At 60.3% G+C, this 17,011-nt stretch carries 13 protein-coding genes and 1 pseudogene; 8 read left to right on the plus strand and 6 right to left on the minus strand.

Going from position 1 to position 17,011, the window contains the following annotated elements:
* Positions 1 to 129 precede the first annotated feature (129 nt).
* The 4 genes from RXV79_RS26570 to RXV79_RS26585 all read left to right on the plus strand — a co-directional run bounded on the left by RXV79_RS26570 (position 130) and on the right by RXV79_RS26585 (position 5,867).
* Entirely contained in the window at positions 130 to 978 is an 849-nt protein-coding gene (locus RXV79_RS26570) for a DUF7673 family protein (RefSeq protein WP_316704386.1), read from the plus strand.
* A gap of 77 nt (positions 979 to 1,055) precedes the next feature.
* Positions 1,056 to 2,549: a S8 family serine peptidase gene (locus RXV79_RS26575; protein ID WP_316704387.1), complete on the plus strand. Its 1,494-nt coding sequence runs from the start codon at positions 1,056 to 1,058 to the stop codon at positions 2,547 to 2,549.
* A gap of 465 nt (positions 2,550 to 3,014) precedes the next feature.
* Positions 3,015 to 3,383, plus strand: a complete 369-nt coding sequence (locus RXV79_RS26580; protein ID WP_316704388.1) for a hypothetical protein — start codon at positions 3,015 to 3,017, stop codon at positions 3,381 to 3,383.
* A gap of 1,407 nt (positions 3,384 to 4,790) precedes the next feature.
* Positions 4,791 to 5,867 (plus strand): hypothetical protein, encoded by a 1,077-nt coding sequence (locus RXV79_RS26585; RefSeq protein ID WP_316704390.1) that lies wholly within the window; start codon positions 4,791 to 4,793, stop codon positions 5,865 to 5,867.
* A 273-nt stretch (positions 5,868 to 6,140) separates the two neighbouring features.
* Here RXV79_RS26585 and RXV79_RS26590 read toward each other — a convergent pair whose 3' ends face one another.
* Entirely contained in the window at positions 6,141 to 6,794 is a 654-nt protein-coding gene (locus tag RXV79_RS26590) for an ERCC4 domain-containing protein (protein ID WP_316704391.1), read from the minus strand.
* A 141-nt stretch (positions 6,795 to 6,935) separates the two neighbouring features.
* On the opposite strand from RXV79_RS26590, the gene RXV79_RS26595 reads away from it, so the two are divergent.
* The 3 genes from RXV79_RS26595 (at position 6,936) to RXV79_RS26605 (ending at position 11,525) form a co-directional block, all read left to right on the plus strand.
* On the plus strand, positions 6,936 to 7,751 hold the full coding sequence (locus RXV79_RS26595) for a competence protein CoiA family protein (protein WP_316704393.1): 816 nt from the start codon (positions 6,936 to 6,938) through the stop codon (positions 7,749 to 7,751).
* Positions 7,752 to 7,999: 248 nt separating this feature from the next.
* Complete coding sequence (locus tag RXV79_RS26600; RefSeq protein ID WP_316704395.1) at positions 8,000 to 10,330, plus strand: AcrVA2 family anti-CRISPR protein; 2,331 nt, start codon at positions 8,000 to 8,002, stop codon at positions 10,328 to 10,330.
* Between the two features lie 121 nt (positions 10,331 to 10,451).
* A complete protein-coding gene (locus RXV79_RS26605; RefSeq protein WP_316704396.1) occupies positions 10,452 to 11,525 on the plus strand; it encodes a hypothetical protein in 1,074 nt (357 codons plus the stop codon).
* Positions 11,526 to 11,829: 304 nt separating this feature from the next.
* Here RXV79_RS26605 and RXV79_RS26610 read toward each other — a convergent pair.
* A pseudogene (locus RXV79_RS26610) lies at positions 11,830 to 12,015 on the minus strand (Tn3 family transposase); the annotation flags it as partial.
* A gap of 107 nt (positions 12,016 to 12,122) precedes the next feature.
* On the opposite strand from RXV79_RS26610, the gene RXV79_RS26615 reads away from it, so the two are divergent.
* Complete coding sequence (locus RXV79_RS26615; protein ID WP_316704534.1) at positions 12,123 to 12,788, plus strand: Tn3 family transposase; 666 nt, start codon at positions 12,123 to 12,125, stop codon at positions 12,786 to 12,788.
* Positions 12,789 to 13,208: 420 nt separating this feature from the next.
* On the opposite strand, the gene RXV79_RS26620 is transcribed toward RXV79_RS26615, so the two are convergent.
* The 4 genes from RXV79_RS26620 to istA all read right to left on the minus strand — a co-directional run bounded on the left by RXV79_RS26620 (position 13,209) and on the right by istA (position 16,601).
* Positions 13,209 to 13,736 carry a GNAT family N-acetyltransferase gene (locus RXV79_RS26620; RefSeq protein WP_316704397.1) on the minus strand — a complete coding sequence of 176 codons (528 nt, stop codon included), beginning with the start codon at positions 13,734 to 13,736 and terminating at the stop codon, positions 13,209 to 13,211.
* Between the two features lie 29 nt (positions 13,737 to 13,765).
* Positions 13,766 to 13,990 (minus strand): hypothetical protein, encoded by a 225-nt coding sequence (locus RXV79_RS26625; RefSeq protein WP_316704400.1) that lies wholly within the window; start codon positions 13,988 to 13,990, stop codon positions 13,766 to 13,768.
* A gap of 280 nt (positions 13,991 to 14,270) precedes the next feature.
* Positions 14,271 to 15,008, minus strand: coding sequence for an IS21-like element helper ATPase IstB (gene istB / locus RXV79_RS26630; protein ID WP_316699555.1), 738 nt, complete (start codon positions 15,006 to 15,008; stop codon positions 14,271 to 14,273).
* 39 nt (positions 15,009 to 15,047) lie between these two features.
* Positions 15,048 to 16,601 (minus strand): IS21 family transposase, encoded by a 1,554-nt coding sequence (istA, locus tag RXV79_RS26635; RefSeq protein ID WP_316699556.1) that lies wholly within the window; start codon positions 16,599 to 16,601, stop codon positions 15,048 to 15,050.
* Positions 16,602 to 17,011: the final 410 nt, after the last annotated feature.

The raw sequence follows: 17,011 nt of genomic DNA on the forward strand, positions 1-17,011 counted from the left end.
ACCGAGAGGTCACGACGGGCCGAGATGGCAAGCTCACTTGAAGTCGCCGCGATTCACGCTCTCATCAACCGATGGCGAGTCCCGCAACTAGCGCCCTGTTGAAAAGCGTATTGCTTGTTGGGACTGCCAATGGAGATGATGATGGCAGTGACAACCCGCCGTGAAGGCGAATCGATCTTTGTCGACGGCGTCGACGTCAAGCGCGCAGCGCGAACCCTCCGGTCTATCGCAGAAGCCCCAGGCTGGAAGCCACCGAGCGATTTGAACCAGGCGCTTGAGGTGTTCGCGAGAATGCTGGGCTTTCCGAACCTGCATGCGCTGAATGCGGCAAGCAGTGAGAAGTCCCCGAGTGGACAGCCGCAAGCAGATCACAGACAACGCGACTACGCAGAATCCATGCGAGCGCTGGTGATGAGCGACTCAACTTCGTTCACCCTTCGGAAGCGACTGATGGAAGACGAAGGGCGAGATCAGCTTGAATCACTTCAAGACGCGGAAAAGCTGGTTGAAGTGCAACGCCTGCGATTTGCGCAGGGCTCGCCCATTGGTTCGGTGAAGGTGCCGAGAGAAGGTGGTGTCGAAGAGCAGGGCGTAGCAGCTCTGAAGCGACTGTATGTGGTGGCGACGGGGCACTCAGGACAGTGCCGGCACATTGCACGCTTCCTGTTGGGACTGTACGCGGGGCACCGTTTCGAGTTTGACCTGACCAACTTGCGTGCGATCGACACAGCACTCTACGAGGACTGCATTCGTGTTCTCAACATGGACGCGCGCCTGACCAAACGCGAGGTGCATCAGTATTTCGAAAATGGCTCGCAGAAGTGGGAGGCGCTAGCACTTGACTGGCGGGTGGTGGATGGCTTTCAACTCCGGAACGCAGCTAAGCGGCTTGCCGAAAGGGTCGGCACCAGCGGGCCGGCGGGCGAAGCAGCTGCGGACTTGCTCGCGATACTGGAGGGAAAGCACGCAAGCGAGTAAGTGGACGTTGCAGCGGCGCGTGGCCTTGCGCGCCTAACTTCATCAGCAACAATCAACAAACCATAGCGGAGGTATTGATGGAGAAGCGCAAGGTACGAGCACAGGTCGAACGGCTGCTGGACGAGTCAGGCGACACGACGCTCAGCATCATTGTTCAGGGCCGAACGCCGCACCTCAGCAGCGCGGTGGCCAACGCGGCAGCATCTGCTGCCCGCACGCGCTCGATCAGCGCTGCAAGCGATCTTCTCCCTGAAGCGTATCGGAGAGGTGCGGTGCGTCGAAGCTCACAGATCGAACGAACAGCATCCGCGGTCGCATCGCTGAAGAGTGCCGGGATCACGGCCATCGAACCGATCCAGAAAGGCACTTTCATCAACTCCTCCCGGCTGGCGAGGAGAGCGGATCAGCGGGGGAAACCGAGACCGCTGGCACTCGCTGGTGCCGCAGCAATGGAGATCCACCGCGACGACCTGGCCAAGCTACCCGTTGAGCTGCCGGAGGCGTTGGCCGTCTTCGCGAACCGGCGCGTGCCTGTACCACCGAAGATGAAGCCACGGTCGGTGAATCAAGCCATTGTTGGCCGGTCGACGCACGCATGGGGTTTGGAGTCGAGCGGTGCGCTGGCAACTTGGGGCGCCTTCGAAGCCAGGGGCCAGGGCACACGGGTGGCGGTGCTCGACACCGGTGTTGAGCCGGACCACTCTGACCTGCACGGCAAGGTGTTGCAGTTCGCCGAGTTCGACGAGCAGGGAAACATCGTGAAGAAGGGCATCAAGCACGCTCGCGATGTTGACGGGCACGGCACGCACGTCTGCGGGACGATCGCCGGCGGACGCGAGAGTGGGCGCTGGATCGGCATGGCGCCCGAGGCAAAGCTCCTGGTGGGGAAGGTTCTGGGTCGCAACGGGGGCACGGACGAGCAGATCCTGCAGGGCATCGAATGGGCCATCCGCAGCTCGGCAGGGGTGATCAACCTCAGCCTGGGCGGCCTTTCATTCGAGCCAGGCGTGCTGGACACGTACACGAGCATGGTGCTGGCGGCGCGCCAGGCCGGCATTCCGGTCATTGCGGCGATCGGAAACGATGGTCACCAGACCAGCGGGAACCCTGGGAACGACTTCTTCGCCCTGGCCGTCGGCGCGCACGACGTGACGGATAGGGTCGCTGCCTTCAGCGGCGGCCGCACGCAAATCGTTCGCCAAAGCGATGTCATTCCGGATCGAGACCTACCGCTGATCTTCAGCAAGCCGGATTTGGCTGCGCCAGGCGTCGAAGTTTTGTCATGCGCCGGCAAGACGAAGTGGGACTACGCGAGCGGCACCTCAATGGCCTGCCCACACGTGGCCGGTGCGGCCGCGCTCCTGCTCAGCCGCACGCCTGCGGCTCGCGGTGGGGCGCCGCTTTTGGAACTGGACGGCTGGGAGCGGTCGGAACGGGTCATCCAGCTTCTGGTCGGTAGCGTGGTCGATCTGGGGGAAAACGGCCAAGATCACCGCTTCGGGCATGGCCGCCTGTGCGTTTTAAGGGCTTATTCCAAGGCGGTAGAGCTCGGCTACCTGCCTGGGGCTTGAAACAACCTGCCAAGCCCGGTAGTCTCCCTACATGCCCAGCAGCGCCCGCACCCCCCTCAAAAGCAAGGCCTTGGTCGAGTTTGTGACCAAGCCAGCTGGCTCGCGCACGTCGGTCATCATCGAGGCCAGACGGCCAGCGGTGGCTTCCTCTGTGGTGTCGGCGACCAAGCGGATCGGGGTCTCAGCGGTACCCAAGGCTCACAAGCCGGTCCGGAAAACCCCGCTGGCAGCGACCGCTGCGCCGCAAATGCGTGCTGTGGAGGCCGTTCTGAAGAACATGGGCCTGGGAGCGGCAGCGCGCCGGTTGGACTCAGCAGGCGCCTTCGTGGTTGAGGTCAGCCCTTCACAGTTGCAGCAGCTCTCTGAGGCCCCTTCTGTGCAGGCGATTCGGCCAAACCGGTTCAACCGCCGGGTTTCGCCGTAGATCTGTCCCACGGCAGCGGATTTGAATCCGTTGGAGTAAGCATGGCCATCCTTGGCTTTCTGTTTGTTCTCGTTGTGTGCCTAGGTGTGGCCATAAACCTCGTCGATTGGAGATTGCGCAGCGTAGGCGGAGTGGACTGGCAACTGCAGTTGACCTCTGCAACATTGGGCTTTGCAGCCGCGTGTGCCATGTTCGGCGTCTGGTACTTTGGGTATGAGGTGTTCGGAGGGCCGTATTGGTTGCAAGTGGGTGAGTGGCTCATGGTCGTTTTCTTTGCCTCAAGAGCCGCATGGTCCGCAGCCAATGGGTTAGTGGCGCTGTTTGGAACGAAGACGCAGCAAGGTCCTAGGAAGTTGAAAGAGACACTGAGGGAAGGTGACGACCGACTGGGACTTAGACGCGTTCGCTGAAAGCGTAATCTTCGATCGAGCGAGCATAGTGGCCCCGCGCATCAGAGATGTGGCGGGGCTTTTCCATGCTGGGCAACCACACGTGATTAACAGCAGGCGGCACATCGTCCAGGTGTCGACTTGGTTGGCGCACCAAAGGGCGCATGAACAATGAAAAGTCGAAACAAACGCAAAGCACATCAGTGATGGCCGGCTCGAGAAGCAACTCGACGACATGCGCAAGGGAATTGCGCGCCCGCCAGCAGGCCAAGCCTTCCTCGTCTCAATCTGTGCAGGGATGCTGGCCTTTGCGGTTCTGAATGCGCTCCCTCGGTGGATCGCAGTAACGGGAGCCTTGATAGCAGCTGTGCTGGCGTATATGTTTCGCGTGAAGCCTTGAGTCGGCAGCGCTGCAGCGCGCAGCGGGAGGTGGACGCGGTGCCAGTGAGACTAGACACAGTGGCGAATGGTGCGAGCATGAATGCCACCGTGAATCCGCTTCCATCTGCACATGCCCACCTACAGCTACAGCATCTGGCTCCCCGCGATTATTTTCCTGGCTTCATGCGCAATAGCGGGAGCGGTCGTTGCCACAGTCTTTGCATATGAGCGATGGTGGTCTAGCAAGTACGAATGTCTTGAGTGGGGAGACGATGAAGCTACGTGGTTTCCACTTCCTGTTGGGAAAGTGGTGATCCCATTCAGATGGACTTGCACGTCCTGCTTGAAGTGGCGCAAGCGAGTTCAAAGGACGGTACGTTGGAAGAAAACTGTCAAGCCAGGCGAGGTGCCATGGGAATGGTGACCGGCTACTCGTGGATCTGCTGGCGTTCTTTGGCTGCGGGCGTGCCGCCAGAAGCGGTGAGTCGGCAACGCTTCTGAAAGGCTCGCCGAGCTGGCGCCAAGTTGTGCAAGAGAGCGGGGAACATCACTCGGAGAGCAATGCTGAGGCGGAGCTCCGAAGGAGCTGGACTGAGCAAGTGGTGTCACGTGAACGTCAGAACGAACTGATATCGCAGATCGCAGCCAAGGCGGCACCGGGAGCTCGCATCGGCCCATTTACAGTGCGAGACATCCATCCCAACCGCTGAGCCCTTATGCCCGAACTCGAACTGCCACAGCTTCCTCATCCGCTCCATGAATGGGTGGAGATAGAGGTCGGAAGCGAAGGAGAGGGTTCGGGCTTTTGGGTGAACGGGCTCCACTCCCCGAACGGAATAAAGATGTTGCGGTATCACTCGACATTGATTGCCGTGTATCCGACGAAGGAGCAGGCGGTTGAAGTCGGGGAAGCGATTGCGCAACGAGCAAGTTTGGAACGCTTGCTCATGAACCTCCCGTACAGGTGCGCGTTAACGATGGTGAATGACTAACTCGAATTGGGAGAGCATGATCGTGGATCCCAAGTCTTGTCAAAGGGGACCTTCAGTGTTTGAAAACAAGGCGCTGATGGAGCAGTCATGGCTAGAGCTTCCATCATTGGTGGACCGATATGTCGATCGAATTGCACCGCGAATTGACTTGCCTTCAGCAGACTTGAAAGAAGTCGTTTGCAGGCTTCTCGGCGCTGGTGGGTCCGAACAATTGCAATCGGTCTGCACACACATCTCTGCGGTATATCCGTTCTTGATCGATGCAAAGCTGGATGCGGCGCAAGAGTGCGAAGAGCTCACAGGCTTAGCTTCCGCTCTTCTAGAAGCGTGGGAGATGGGCGATGAGCAATTCGAAGCGCTCGCACAGGTTGAAAGCGTTCGTGCAACTGAACTGCCTTGGCGAAAGTGGGCTGAATGGGCCTGGATAAGCGAACATGAAAACAAGCAGGACCGGAGCGAGTTAGACGGAGCGTCCCAATACGTCAATGACTTCTTGGGGGCCTGCCGAAGCTGGCGAAGAGAGATCCTTACTGGCTATACCCTAGTGCGCGAGGGCGCTCCGATCTGGGAGCGGGCCCTATCCGAAACTGCAAACCTGCTGGACTTCGCTGTTGGTTCAGAGGAGACGTGGAACCCGCTGTGCGGTGTGGTAATGAGCGCCCGAGGATTCGAGACCTCACTGCTAGATGAGGTTGGCCCAGAGCAGCTGCATGTGGATCGACTTCCGAATATTCCGCGTTTTCGGTCGCTTCTCCAGCGGCATAACAACGTGGTTGAACGGAGGGACCGGGGCGAACTGGTCTTTCAAGTTCAAGAATTGCTGTGGGCATACAAATCAGTGCCGCCTTTTTTGGTCGACCATGGACAGACCGGACCTTGCTTAGGAGAGCTGTTGTCTCGCTTGAGCGAGTTTGCATATGTTGCATTGGAAAAAGGAGACGTCATTGGCACTGATGGCGTACAGCTGCTGCGTCCTTCATCAACGTTTTACGTCAAGGGTGATGGAGAGCTAACGGCAGCTCAGCGATGCACGGGCTCTAGAACAAGCTCTATCAGCGTTGTGACAGCGGAAGAAGCACGTACATGCGGTGTACGGGAGCTCGAAGGGTGGTTTGCGATCCGATTCGGTTGACGTATTGCTTACGGCCAACCTGCGGCCAATTTCCTGGCCGGACGCAGTTGAAGCAGCGCGGTGGATAGCAGACCAGGACGCAGCCGGCGAGACAATGCCAGGGAGGGCATTAGAGGCTGCTTCTCGGCCGTCGCCGGAAATCTGACCGTGGTGATGGGTCGCCGACCTCTGGAATCCACCAGATGACGATTGGAATCAAGGTTTCCGATCATGCAGATGTGCTGGCCCGCTATCAACTTGTCAACCTCGACAGTGAAGCAAAAAGCAATTGAGCTACTTCGTTGATTCTCCGAGCCGTGTGTCGAACTCCAGCGTTTCCCTAATGCTTGAAACGGTCTTGGGGCCTATACCTGCGACAGCGCGTAGCTGATCAGAAGATGCGGTAAAGACTGCATGCGCGCTTCCAAAGTGCGCGAGCAATTTCGCTGCAGCGCCGGGTCCGACACCTGGCAGTCCTTCGACCAAGTACCTGGCCATAACCGAACGATCTTTTGGCTTGCCGCCGCGGAGGGCGATCTCATAGCCAAGGCCTTCGATAGCATGGCGCTGCATCGTCAGCAACATTTGGGCTGTCTCTCGAGTGGTGCTTGTCTGCACGACATGAATACCTTCGAGGATCGCAAGCCACGACAGCGCACCCTGTAGAGCCTCAGGCGCAATCGCGGATCGAACGCCTTGTAAGCTCCCTTCGACAACGATCACCACGCGCTTGTACGCTTCCTTCATAGTCGCGGCCTGGCTGAAAAGCCGCCGGTCCATGATGCTGACCACGAAGTCGTTTGCGGCCTTCCTTTCCACGCCGAATCCATCGGCTAGGACATAGTCTGCACATTCGAGCTCTTCGCTCACAACGTCCGCTCCGAGGTCCGATAGCAGCGACGTCAAACCGCTGCGGGACTCCCTGCTATCGACAATGATGCGTGCCATCTTTGGTTCCTGTTCTGTTTGCGTAAAACTCAAAACTTCGGAGCAAGCCATAGCCGCCACTCGTTTGTCTACACACCAATTCATACACCTATCAGGGGAAAGAATGCGCTTGGACTGCGATTTGCTTACGAAGGTGCAAGCATGCCTTTGATCGCTTACAACGCCGGCACGGGTGAGGAAGTCGAATCGTTCAGCGCCGCACCAGAGACATGGATGGCCTGGCGTCGGCTGCCGATCGGCTCGTTTCAAGTCGGCAAGGATCGTGTTCCAGCCGTGCTCAAACGAAGCAGCAGAGGACTTCAATTCTTTGCTTGCGCCCCTGGGCACGGCGGCACGACTGAACCCGAGTCGATCGAACATCAACTCGCCAAGATTGCCCTCGTGCAGGGCTTGCGCGCCGCGGGCTACCAAGCGCGGGTAGAGCGGCCAGGAAGGTCTCCGCTTGGCGAAGAGTGGGTGGCCGACGTTCTGGCCGAAGCCAACGGACGTTTGATCGCCTTCGAGGTCCAGCTCTCGCAACAACATTGGGACCAATACAGACAGCGAACCCAGCGGTACCTTGCCTCAGGTGTCAAATGTCTTTGGCTTGTGCGTTCGAAGCACTGCGATGCGCTTCGATATGCTTGCATGCGACACCACGTAGCCAACGGCCTCAGCCACAACGAGGCAATGAACCAAGGTATGGATGACATGCCTTGGGTGCACCTGGAAGTATCCCGTTCCGGTGAGAGTCAATTCGCATGCTCCATCGCAGTCAAACCGAGTGTTCAGCCGTCCCCAGTCTTGCGTATCTCACCCGAGGAATTTGCGGTTGGTGTAGTGGAGGGTCGAATGCGGTTCAAGCAGTTTCATCGGATCTGGACGGACTGGCTGTGGCAAGTCCCACAACCACAGGTTGACGCGCCGCAGCTCTCGTTCATACCTGCAGCGCCCGAGCCAACCGGACTGATTTTCTAGCGCGGTGCGCTGCTGCATCAATGAAGCGGCCAGGGCTCGCGACTACAGCGCCATCCGCGGCCTAACCATCGGGGAAACGGGAGGTTCACACGAAGCCGAGCCCCTGGCCAAGTAGATCTTGCGCTGGTGAGCGAGATGTCTAATATGCACCGTCGCACCTGACGGGGGGTTTACCCCGCGCCGCTACTGCGCATTCGTGCAAGCGGTTCCTCAAACAATGCACGGCCGCGCGGTGATGGAGAACTGAGATGAACAAACCAGCAGCAGGCGAGGACGCAATCAGGAGACGCTTCCTGCCGATGGTGGAGAACGCGAACCTTGAGAGCGGAGAACGCCCACAGGCGTTGAGCGCCGTGGAGGCGGCGATCCTCAGGTTGGAAACCGACGACGAGCGTTCGTTCGCACAGGACATCCTGTTGCGGTCACAGGATGCGTTTCGGATGCAATTGCCTCGCGTCAAGGCGCGGTTCTACTGGATCGGCTGCTTAAGCCTACGGGTCCAGCTGTCGTCGTCTGACGCCGGCGCCCGCGACGCTCTTGAGCCTGTCCAGGCAAGTGCACTGTGGGAAGCGCTGGACCAGTCGATCCGGGATCTCAAGAACGAAGCGTGCGCGGAGGTCTTGCATGAGCGCAGAGGCGGCTTGCCGACGTGGCCCGGCGTGATTCTCCACGGTGCCGTACGCTGCGACGCCGAGTCGCGAACTTGGATCGGCTTTCACGTCATCGCCAACATGAGCTCCAACGAGGTCCAGAACTTCAGCGTGGAGGGGAGCGTTCGGGATGGCTCGCTGTTCGTTGCTGCGGCGATCCCGGATGCTTCGATGACGTTCCAGGGACTGCAGGATGCCTCTAGAACGATCCCCCAGGAGGGGTACGCCCAGCAGCTGCGAGACCACTTCGAATCGGCGTTGGAAGACTTCAGGCTGAGATTTCCGGGCACGAAGGTCCAATTTGTGGGCGGCTGGCGCCGAATGTCGGAGGTTGTGAAGGAGGGCGAGGTCGCTGGCGCAGATGCGGCGTTGCGTCTGATCGGTCGTGCGAAGGGACAGACCTGGGCGCAGGAAGTTGCGACGTTGAAGGAGTTCTGGCCGGAGGGCGTCGATGTGGTGTTGGGGTCGCTCCGAACGGATGAACCTGTGCCAGGTCAGGCGGCATTCATCAACCTGGCCGACAAGAAAACAGGCGCCATGGTCAGGTTCACGATGGCGACGCTTTTGGCTGGGACGCCACTGGCGCAGGTGGCGCAGCAGTGCGTCGCCACGCTCCTTGAGCACGGCATCGACGCAAACGCCATCTGCCTAGAGCCAATGAAGCCTGTCCGCAGGTTGACCGCGATGGACGCTCTTATGCCCTGTGCGGACGGCGTGTACAGAGAGAAGGAAATCTGCTTCTTCGGCCGGGCCGGGTGGCGATTTAAGCGCTTCGACTGGGACGCCGGCTGGAATTTCGACGGGCCGGCTTTCGAGTCCGATGAGGCGGTGCGCGTCCTAGGACAATTGCCGCACCCAATCGCGATGGAACGCGCAGGGCTTCAGAACGTGCTGATCGCCCACTATGAGCCCGGCTTGCTCGGCGAGTTGCGCGAGCAGATGGCACGACCTGGCCGATGCGCGGGCGTGGCAGCTGGGCAGCTTCGACTGAAGGACCAGAGGCTCTTCGAACTTCAAGATCGAATGGAGATGCTCGGCCACCAGTACGACGACACTTACTTCGTGCAGGACGATGCAGTGCAGCCGCCGGCGGGCATCTACGGCGCGGCGCACTGGAAGGCCGCATCGGGCGTCCTGTTCATCGCCAAGCGGTCGCTCATCGACAGGCTGGACGAGACGTCGATCGACAAGGGGTTTCCGCTCGAGTACCTACGGCTTCCGTACCCGGACGTCTTTGTGCACTTCGAACGCCCCCTGTCACAGAAGCACGCGGACGGACGCTCATTCCTAATCACAGGCTTCTATGCATCGGAAGAACCGGGTGCGGGCGTCTTAGAGGAGGGGGCGACCGCCGATCGAATCCTGGTGATCACCTATGTGTACCGCTACACAGGTGAGGTGCTACGCGTCGGCGGTCTGACAGTTCCGCTGATGATCAACAAGGACGATCAGCGAGACCTCAGCGACGTCGTCGCAGAGCACGGTCAGCTTTTGAGCGAGAGCAAAGAAGAGGCAGACGACGAATCGCGCCGCGATGCCAACTTCGCCAACGAGACACTGCTGATAGCGGCAAAGGTACTGCTCTACACGACGCTGCGCAACGCTCGGCTCGTCTACCACAAGGACAGAACAACGCTGATCGAACAGCTGCGGAATCTGAAAGGGAATAAGCGAGAGAAGGCTCAGGCGCGCTTGAGATCCGCCTATGACAGCATAGAGATCGGTCCCGAAGAGACAGATGAAGACGCCCTTTTCGTGTCGATGCAAGGCCACAAGATCAAGCCGCACTGGCGGCGCGGGGTCTTGCGTAAGCAGCGATGGGGGAAGGGGTTGGAGTTCGTCCGACCGGTATGGATTCCGCCGGTCCTGGTGAACGGTCACCTAGTGGACGGGGCGCCGCCGCCCAGAATGGACTACGTGATCGAGTAGAAGACCAGAGTGCGAGGTCGCACACTCAATGGCGCCTCTCGCGAAGCGTTAGACACACAAAAAGGGTTCGCCGATGCCAGACGCATACACAGCACTCAGTAACCACCTCGCGAAAGCGTGGATGGAACTTCCGTTGCTCGTCGATCTGTTTGTGGACAAAACGGCAAAGGCCGCGTCATGTACCAGATCTCAACTCCGTCAGGGGATTGCTGTTTCACTCGGCCTTGAAGACTACGACAGCTTCGGCAAAGTGTGCCGAATGATGGGCGAAGTCTACCCGTTGCTCATCAATGCATTTAACGACGTGGAAGTTGACTATCCTTACAACGACGCAGAGGTGACAGGGTTGGCAGCGGCACTCGTCAGTGCCTGGTACGAAGCTGAGGAAATAGGAGGATTGGCGAACGTCGATCCTGAGGCAGTTGACCCTGTGAAGAAATTGCCTTGGAGAATCTGGGCAAGCTGGAACGGTGAAGATTTGTCCGTAGAAGACATGGACGGTGGTACAGAGGCAGCGATCAAAGCTCGGTCGAGTGCGTACGATTTGCTCGATGAGTTCATTGAAGCAGCTCGCAGCTGGCGCCAACAGGTACTGGATGCCTACACCCTCGTAAACGAAGGAACGCCTCTTCCACTGAGCGCGGTTGAGGCTGCAGAGGAGTTACTTGAAGAAATTCCGAGCCGGGAAAGCGAGAAACCTGAGGATCGTCTTCGCAGGTTCCTGAGTGCGAGAGGTTTCGATGGTGCAGGTTTTGTGGACTGGGGAAAGCCGGTGGAGACCGACGCAGCAGAGCATCGATACTCACAGTGGATGCTCAAACGACATGAAAAGTTGGTCGAGCGAGTTGTGTGCGGCGAAAGCTTGCTACAGGTGCGTGAGCTTAGGAACCATTTCAGATGGTTTCCGCGAACTGATGTTTCCCATGCTTATGAGGATGGGCCATGTATGTCGGACGTGCTGGCTCGGTTGAACGACGACAGCTACATACTCGTGACTCATAGTGACCAACCAAATGAACTCACGGCCATAGTTCCGTACGACAAGGTGTATGTGGAGCGGGAAGGCGAGATTGCCGAAGCTTTGAGGTGTTCGGGAGTTGGGGGTATTGCAATAAAGGTCGTTGACAGAAGTCACGCTCTTGAAGAGGGCCTTCCTCACATTGCGGGGTGGTACTGCATCTCATTGTGGGAATGAAGCGCTGAAATCGTTAAGCCGACTGAAATCGCATTGGGCGTGTAGTTGGGCAGCCGTGCCCGTCCAGCTATCGAGAGAAGAGAGCCACAGATCGAATAATCCAGGTGCTTAAAAACTAGGCGCGTTGATTCCGGTGCAAAAATGGTGGTTAGTGGAACCAAAACCCAATTAAATCAATGACTTAGCCGTGCGCCTCTTTTTTGAGCAGCTTGATTTCGGTGCAAAAAGGGAGGTTAGCGCTTAAGCGGCTCGAGTCCTGTACCGTGGCGCACGCTGCAGCATGCCTCGAAGTCGAAGGAGATCACCCACGGAAATTGATATGCCCGAAGTGGACGGGCCCCATGTGACGCAGGAATTCGTCGGGGATCGGCTGCTTACGGGAACGCCAGAGGTCGGCCACCTCCATCTTCATGGTGTTCCAGGCGATCACGATGTTCGGTAGCAAGGCATGGGACTCGGAGATGGCCGTCAGCTCGTCGTGGCGGCGGCCGCCCTGGGTGACTGTCTATCTCGCCACCATCACGGCATTGCGATCGGTAGCGACGCACGGAGTCAAAGCTGAAAGTGAAGCGGAGAAGCAAAGGCCAATCCACGCCGGTGCTGCCAAAATTGCTCGACGAAGGCTACTCCTTCGATGAGTCATCGGCCTCCCGCCAGGTCTGGGGCGCGCCTGATCCCACCGGGCTCGAGCCGGCATGCCACCACTGGTCATCTCCAGCGCCTTGCCCCTTGACATGTCAGCGAGCGTCCAGCGCTCCCATCTCCTACGCTGCCATGTCAGTCGCCAAGTTGCTGAAGTTCGACCTGTGCCCGCAGCTGGCTGGGTTGCCCGACTGCAAGATCTGGCTTCCGCGTGGCATGGAGGTGCGGGATGGGCTGGAAAAGGTGGCCTTCGCCAACGTGAACGTCAAGGCGATCAGGGACGGATGGGACGACATGCTTCGCCTGGTGGCCTCGATCATGACGGGCAAGGTCACGGTCAGTTGGGCATTGGCGCGCAATGGAAGCGCGGCCGCCGGCGATCGGCTCTACCGCGCCCTGGACCACTATGGCCGACTCCTGCGGTCGGTGTTCTTGTGCGACTACTTCACCAACGACGCCTTCCGGCGCGAGATCCACACGCTGCTCAAACGTGGCGAGTCGGTTTTGAAGCTTCAGGAGGTGATCAAGCGCTTGCGGGCCAACGGACAACCATCGAGGACGACCTGGTGCGCCAGCTCGGTCCAGTATTCTTCGGCAACATCAACTTCCGCGGCACCATGAGTTTCAGCATCGACCGGTACGCAGAAGTGCTGCTTCGTCCCTCGAAACCGGCCCGAAACAGCGCAGCGGCTGAATTGACAAATTCGGTGCGCCATTTTTTTCCGCGCCGAGGGCGGCGGTATATCCGATAAGAATCAACAACTTAGCGACGAGCAGGTAGCCGCGCCTCATTGTTTTATCGGGCAAAGCGGCGGAAATCTGTGCGCGTGAAATCAAGCGCACAAAAGCGGATGCGAAGGGAGCCAGCCGGGATGAAGCCGGAAATCACACATAAGCGTTTTGCGCATGTGGGGCCTCACCGTTATTCGCGTGACTTAGGTTTCCGCGTTGGCCTCGGGATCGGGTGAGCCCGAATCTTCAAGCGTCATGCGCATTAAACGGCTGCCAAAATCGTCGCAACAGAATGTGGCGCTGGCAGGGCTAGGCCAGGATGTCCCGGATCATCTTGACCGTGGTGGGCGGGGCGCCAACCTTGAGAGTCCGATGGTTCTTTGCCTGAGCCTCGGCCCAAAGCGATTCCTGATAGCCATGCCGGCGGTAGAACGCGACCACACGCTCCTCGTGATCCGCATCGACGATGACCAAGCGGGCCGCCGAGAGGGATTCGGAGTCGAGAATCTCGCCGTGGATGAACGACATGAGTTGCTCACCGATGCCCTGGCCTTGCAGGTGGCTGGCAACCGCCAACCTGCCGAGCTTGACTGCCGGATACGCCTTCAGCACGACGTCCACATTGAGTTCCAACTGCTCCGACGTCGTCAGAGGGAGCGAGTCATTGGCGAGGGTGAAGTAGCCCACGATGCCATCGATGTCGCGGTGGAACGCGACAGTGGTCAGGCCAAGGCGAGCTCGGTGGAAATCAGGGGCCTGTGCAAGAAAACTGTCGAGGTGCGCCCTGCCGCACTTGAACGTGGCCAGCAGCGCCGGATCAACTTCAATGACCGGCAAGAGGCCATATCGGTCCTCTGGCAACGCCATCAGGACGCTGTGCGGTACTGCTGGAGGAAGTCTGCGGACTTGGCGGCGCGAACGCGCTCGACCAGGCGATCTGCCTTTTGTTCAGTGGCTTCGTTGGGCTGGGTCGCCTTCACCTTGGCAAGAAAAATAGCCCGTTGTGCCTTGGCGACGCGAACCCGCTTCACAGCAACCTTCTGGAGGCGCTGCTCGGCTGGCTTTGCCGGGGACGGCTTTTTCTTGAACATGTGGGAAGTCTAACCGGTCGGAGCTGCTGGGATGCAAGGTGATGTCATGGCTCAAATCACGGGCCGCTGGCCTGCAGCACGGCGTTGTCGACCTGTTTGCCCGCGAAAAGGAGTGCTCGAGGACCGATGCGCATTCCACTGATGGCGGACAGTGATTCCATTCCCATCGCGGACAGCGTTCCAGGCGATGGCGGACACGCTGCGCGGGTGTCCTGAGTGACGCTGCAATCGTAGCCGAACTGTCCGCCATCAGCGTGGAACGGTGCTCGGCACGGGCGGCTCAGGCGGTCTTGGTGAGCTTTCTCATCGACTCGCCCTTGAGGGCTATCTTGTGTGAACCGTGCACGATGCGGTCCAGGATGGCGTCGGCCAGCGTGGGCTCGTCCAGCCAGGCGTGCCAGGCCGTCACCGGCAACTGGCTGGTGATGAGCGTCGAGCGCGTGCCCACCCGGTCGTCCAGCAACTCCAGCAGGTCGTTTCGCTCGTGCGCGGCAATCGGTGCGATACCGAAGTCGTCCAGGATGAGCAGGTCCAGCCGGGCCAGTTGCCCCAGCCGTTTGCCAAAGCTACCGTCGCCGTGGGCCACGTGCAGCTCCTGCAGCAGCCGTGGCGCGCGGGTGTAGAGGACAGAGAACCCCAGGCGCGCGGCCTGCTGCCCCAGTGCGCAGGCCAGCCACGTCTTGCCGCAACCGGTGGCACCGGTGAGCAGCACGTTGTGACCATGGCGCAGCCAGTCCCCGCCGGCCAGACTGGTGATGACCTCCCGGCTCAGGCCCCGGCTGGCGCGCCAGTCGATGTCCTCCAGGCAGGCACTACAGACCTTCAAACGGGCGGCCTTGAGCAGCCGCTCCAGGCGTTTGCCGTCACGCCAGTCCACCTCGCGCTGCACCAGCAGCGCCAGGCGTTGTTCAAAGGGCAGCTCGCTGGCCATGAGGTGGGTGGCCACGTCGCTGAGGGCGGCCACCATGCCGTCCAGGCGCAGGGTGCGCAGTTGGTTGAGGGTCTGTTCGTTGAGCATGGTTGTTCCTTGTTTGTTTCGCTTCGGTGTCTGGGCTTCTCAGTGGTAGTAGCCCGGCCCGCGCACGTTCTCGTGCAGTGGCAGGCTGGCCTGTGTGGCCTGCGCGGTGATGGGGGCGTCCAGCGGGCGCTGGTCCAGGCCGCAACTGAGGATGGACGCAATGCTCTTGTAGGACGGTGAGCGAATCGACTGTGCCCGCGCGCAGGCTGCTTCCAGGCGCTGGACACCGTACTCGCGGCCCAGGCGCATGAGACCCAGACAGGAGCGGTAACCCTGCTCGGGATGCTGGCGGTGCTCCATCTGCCAGCGCACCACGGCGGCGGTGGCCGCGCCCACGCGCTCACCCCAGGCGATGAGCTTGGCAGGGGTCCACTGAAGATGCTCGCGATGTGAGGCCGGCATGTGCTCGGGCACGGTGGTGTGCGCGCCCCGGCGAGGATTGAGGATGTGGGCGGCCACCCGCCTGTTGCCGTGCAGAACCTCGAGCGTGGTGGCCGTGATGCGCAACTCGACCTTCTCGCCCACCAGCGCGTGGGGCACCGAGTAGTAGTGGCCATCGAGCTCGACGTGGTAGTCGATGTTGACGCGGGCGGGCTTGAAGCGGGCGATGGGCATGCGCACCGCCGGCAGGGGGCGCAGGGCCGGCCTGTCGAGCTCGGCAAAGGCGCTGGCGCGGTTACCCGGCAGCTTCTTGAACGCGCGCTGGTTCAAGTCCACCAGCAAGGCGGCAATCGCCCGGTTGAGCTCGGCCAGACTGAAGAAGGTCTGGTGGCGCAGCCGCGCCAGAATCCAGCGCTCGACCACCTGCACGGCGACCTCCACCTTGGGTTTGTCGCGTGGCTTGGCCGGGCGCGCCGGCATCACGGCCAGGCTGTAGTGGGCCGAGAGTTCTTCGAGCAGGCGGTGCGCGGTGGGCTCGTAGCGGTCGGGACGGGCCATGAGTGCGCGCGGCTGGTCAGGCACCAGCAGGCGGGGCACGCCGCCGATGAACTCCAGCGTGGCGATGATGCTGGCCGCCCAGTCGGCGGCCTTCTGGCTGGCGGTGGCGCAGGCATAGGTGTAGTTCGATGCCCCCAACACCGCCACAAACACCTGGGCCTGGCGAATCTCGCCAGTGCCTGCATCCACGACAGGCAGGCTCTGGCCGGCGTAGTCCACAAACAGCTTGTCGCCGGCCTCGTGGTTCTGGCGCATGGAGCGCTGCAGGCGCCGGGCCCAGGCCTTGTACTTCTCGCAGAAGGCGCTGTACTTGTAAGCCTGCCCGGCGTGCTGGTGCTGGTACTCCTCCCACAGCAGTTGCAGCGTCACGCCGGGGCGACGCAGTTCCCGGTGCAGGTGGGCATAGTCGGGCTCGAGGTGGCGGGACTGGCGGGCCACCGCTGGCTTGTACAGCCGGGCCTGCAGTTCTTCGTCGCTCAAGGTCTGGGCCAGCGCCCAGTCCACGGCGGCCACGCGCGCGTAGCTGGCTATCTCGCTGACGGTGGATTTGGAGATGCCGAGAGCGGCACCGATTTGACGGGTGCTCAAGGCCCCGCCGTGCAGCAGTTGCAGTGTATGTCGTAATTTGCTCATGGTGACCCTGGGTGTGGGCATCGCTGGTTCCGGTCAAAAAACCGGTCAGCGTATGCCGCGTTCGGGTCACTCAGAACACCCCGCAGGTGTCCGCCATCAGTTTGGAATGCTGTCCGCCATCAGCCTGGAATCGTGTCCGCCATCGCGTGGAATACGCACCGATATCCTGTGCGCGTGGATTCATGCGAATTCACGTGCTCGAACTTGAAGCACTGGCGAGAGATCGAGCGTCACTGCTTCGCTGGCTTGCGACGCGGCGCCTTAGGCGCTTCCCCCGGGCTGAGCCGCGGCAGGAGTGCCTGCACCGTCTCGGCTTCTGTGGGTACTTGATGGTGTCCTGCTGGCTCGCTTGAAGCAGAGGGTTGGATGGGATTCAAGATTTTTTTCGCCAAAAGATGAGCTCAGTGCTTGTGGCTGCGCATAAAACAGCG

The sequence above is a fragment of the Piscinibacter gummiphilus genome (genome assembly GCF_032681285.1).
GTDB lineage: Bacteria > Pseudomonadota > Gammaproteobacteria > Burkholderiales > Burkholderiaceae_C > Rhizobacter > Rhizobacter gummiphilus_A.

Excerpts from the sequence above, each read along its gene's own strand:
- RXV79_RS26570 (WP_316704386.1), top strand. The coding sequence starts at position 130 with ATGGAGATGATGATGGCAGTGACAACCCGCCGTGAAGGCGAATCGATC.
- RXV79_RS26575 (WP_316704387.1), top strand. The coding sequence starts at position 1,056 with ATGGAGAAGCGCAAGGTACGAGCACAGGTCGAACGGCTGCTGGACGAG.
- RXV79_RS26580 (WP_316704388.1), top strand. The coding sequence starts at position 3,015 with ATGGCCATCCTTGGCTTTCTGTTTGTTCTCGTTGTGTGCCTAGGTGTG.
- RXV79_RS26590 (WP_316704391.1), bottom strand. The coding sequence starts at position 6,794 with ATGGCACGCATCATTGTCGATAGCAGGGAGTCCCGCAGCGGTTTGACG.
- RXV79_RS26595 (WP_316704393.1), top strand. The coding sequence starts at position 6,936 with ATGCCTTTGATCGCTTACAACGCCGGCACGGGTGAGGAAGTCGAATCG.
- RXV79_RS26600 (WP_316704395.1), top strand. The coding sequence starts at position 8,000 with ATGAACAAACCAGCAGCAGGCGAGGACGCAATCAGGAGACGCTTCCTG.
- RXV79_RS26605 (WP_316704396.1), top strand. The coding sequence starts at position 10,452 with ATGGAACTTCCGTTGCTCGTCGATCTGTTTGTGGACAAAACGGCAAAG.
- RXV79_RS26625 (WP_316704400.1), bottom strand. The coding sequence starts at position 13,990 with ATGTTCAAGAAAAAGCCGTCCCCGGCAAAGCCAGCCGAGCAGCGCCTC.
- istB (WP_316699555.1), bottom strand. The coding sequence starts at position 15,008 with ATGCTCAACGAACAGACCCTCAACCAACTGCGCACCCTGCGCCTGGAC.
- istA (WP_316699556.1), bottom strand. The coding sequence starts at position 16,601 with ATGCCCACACCCAGGGTCACCATGAGCAAATTACGACATACACTGCAA.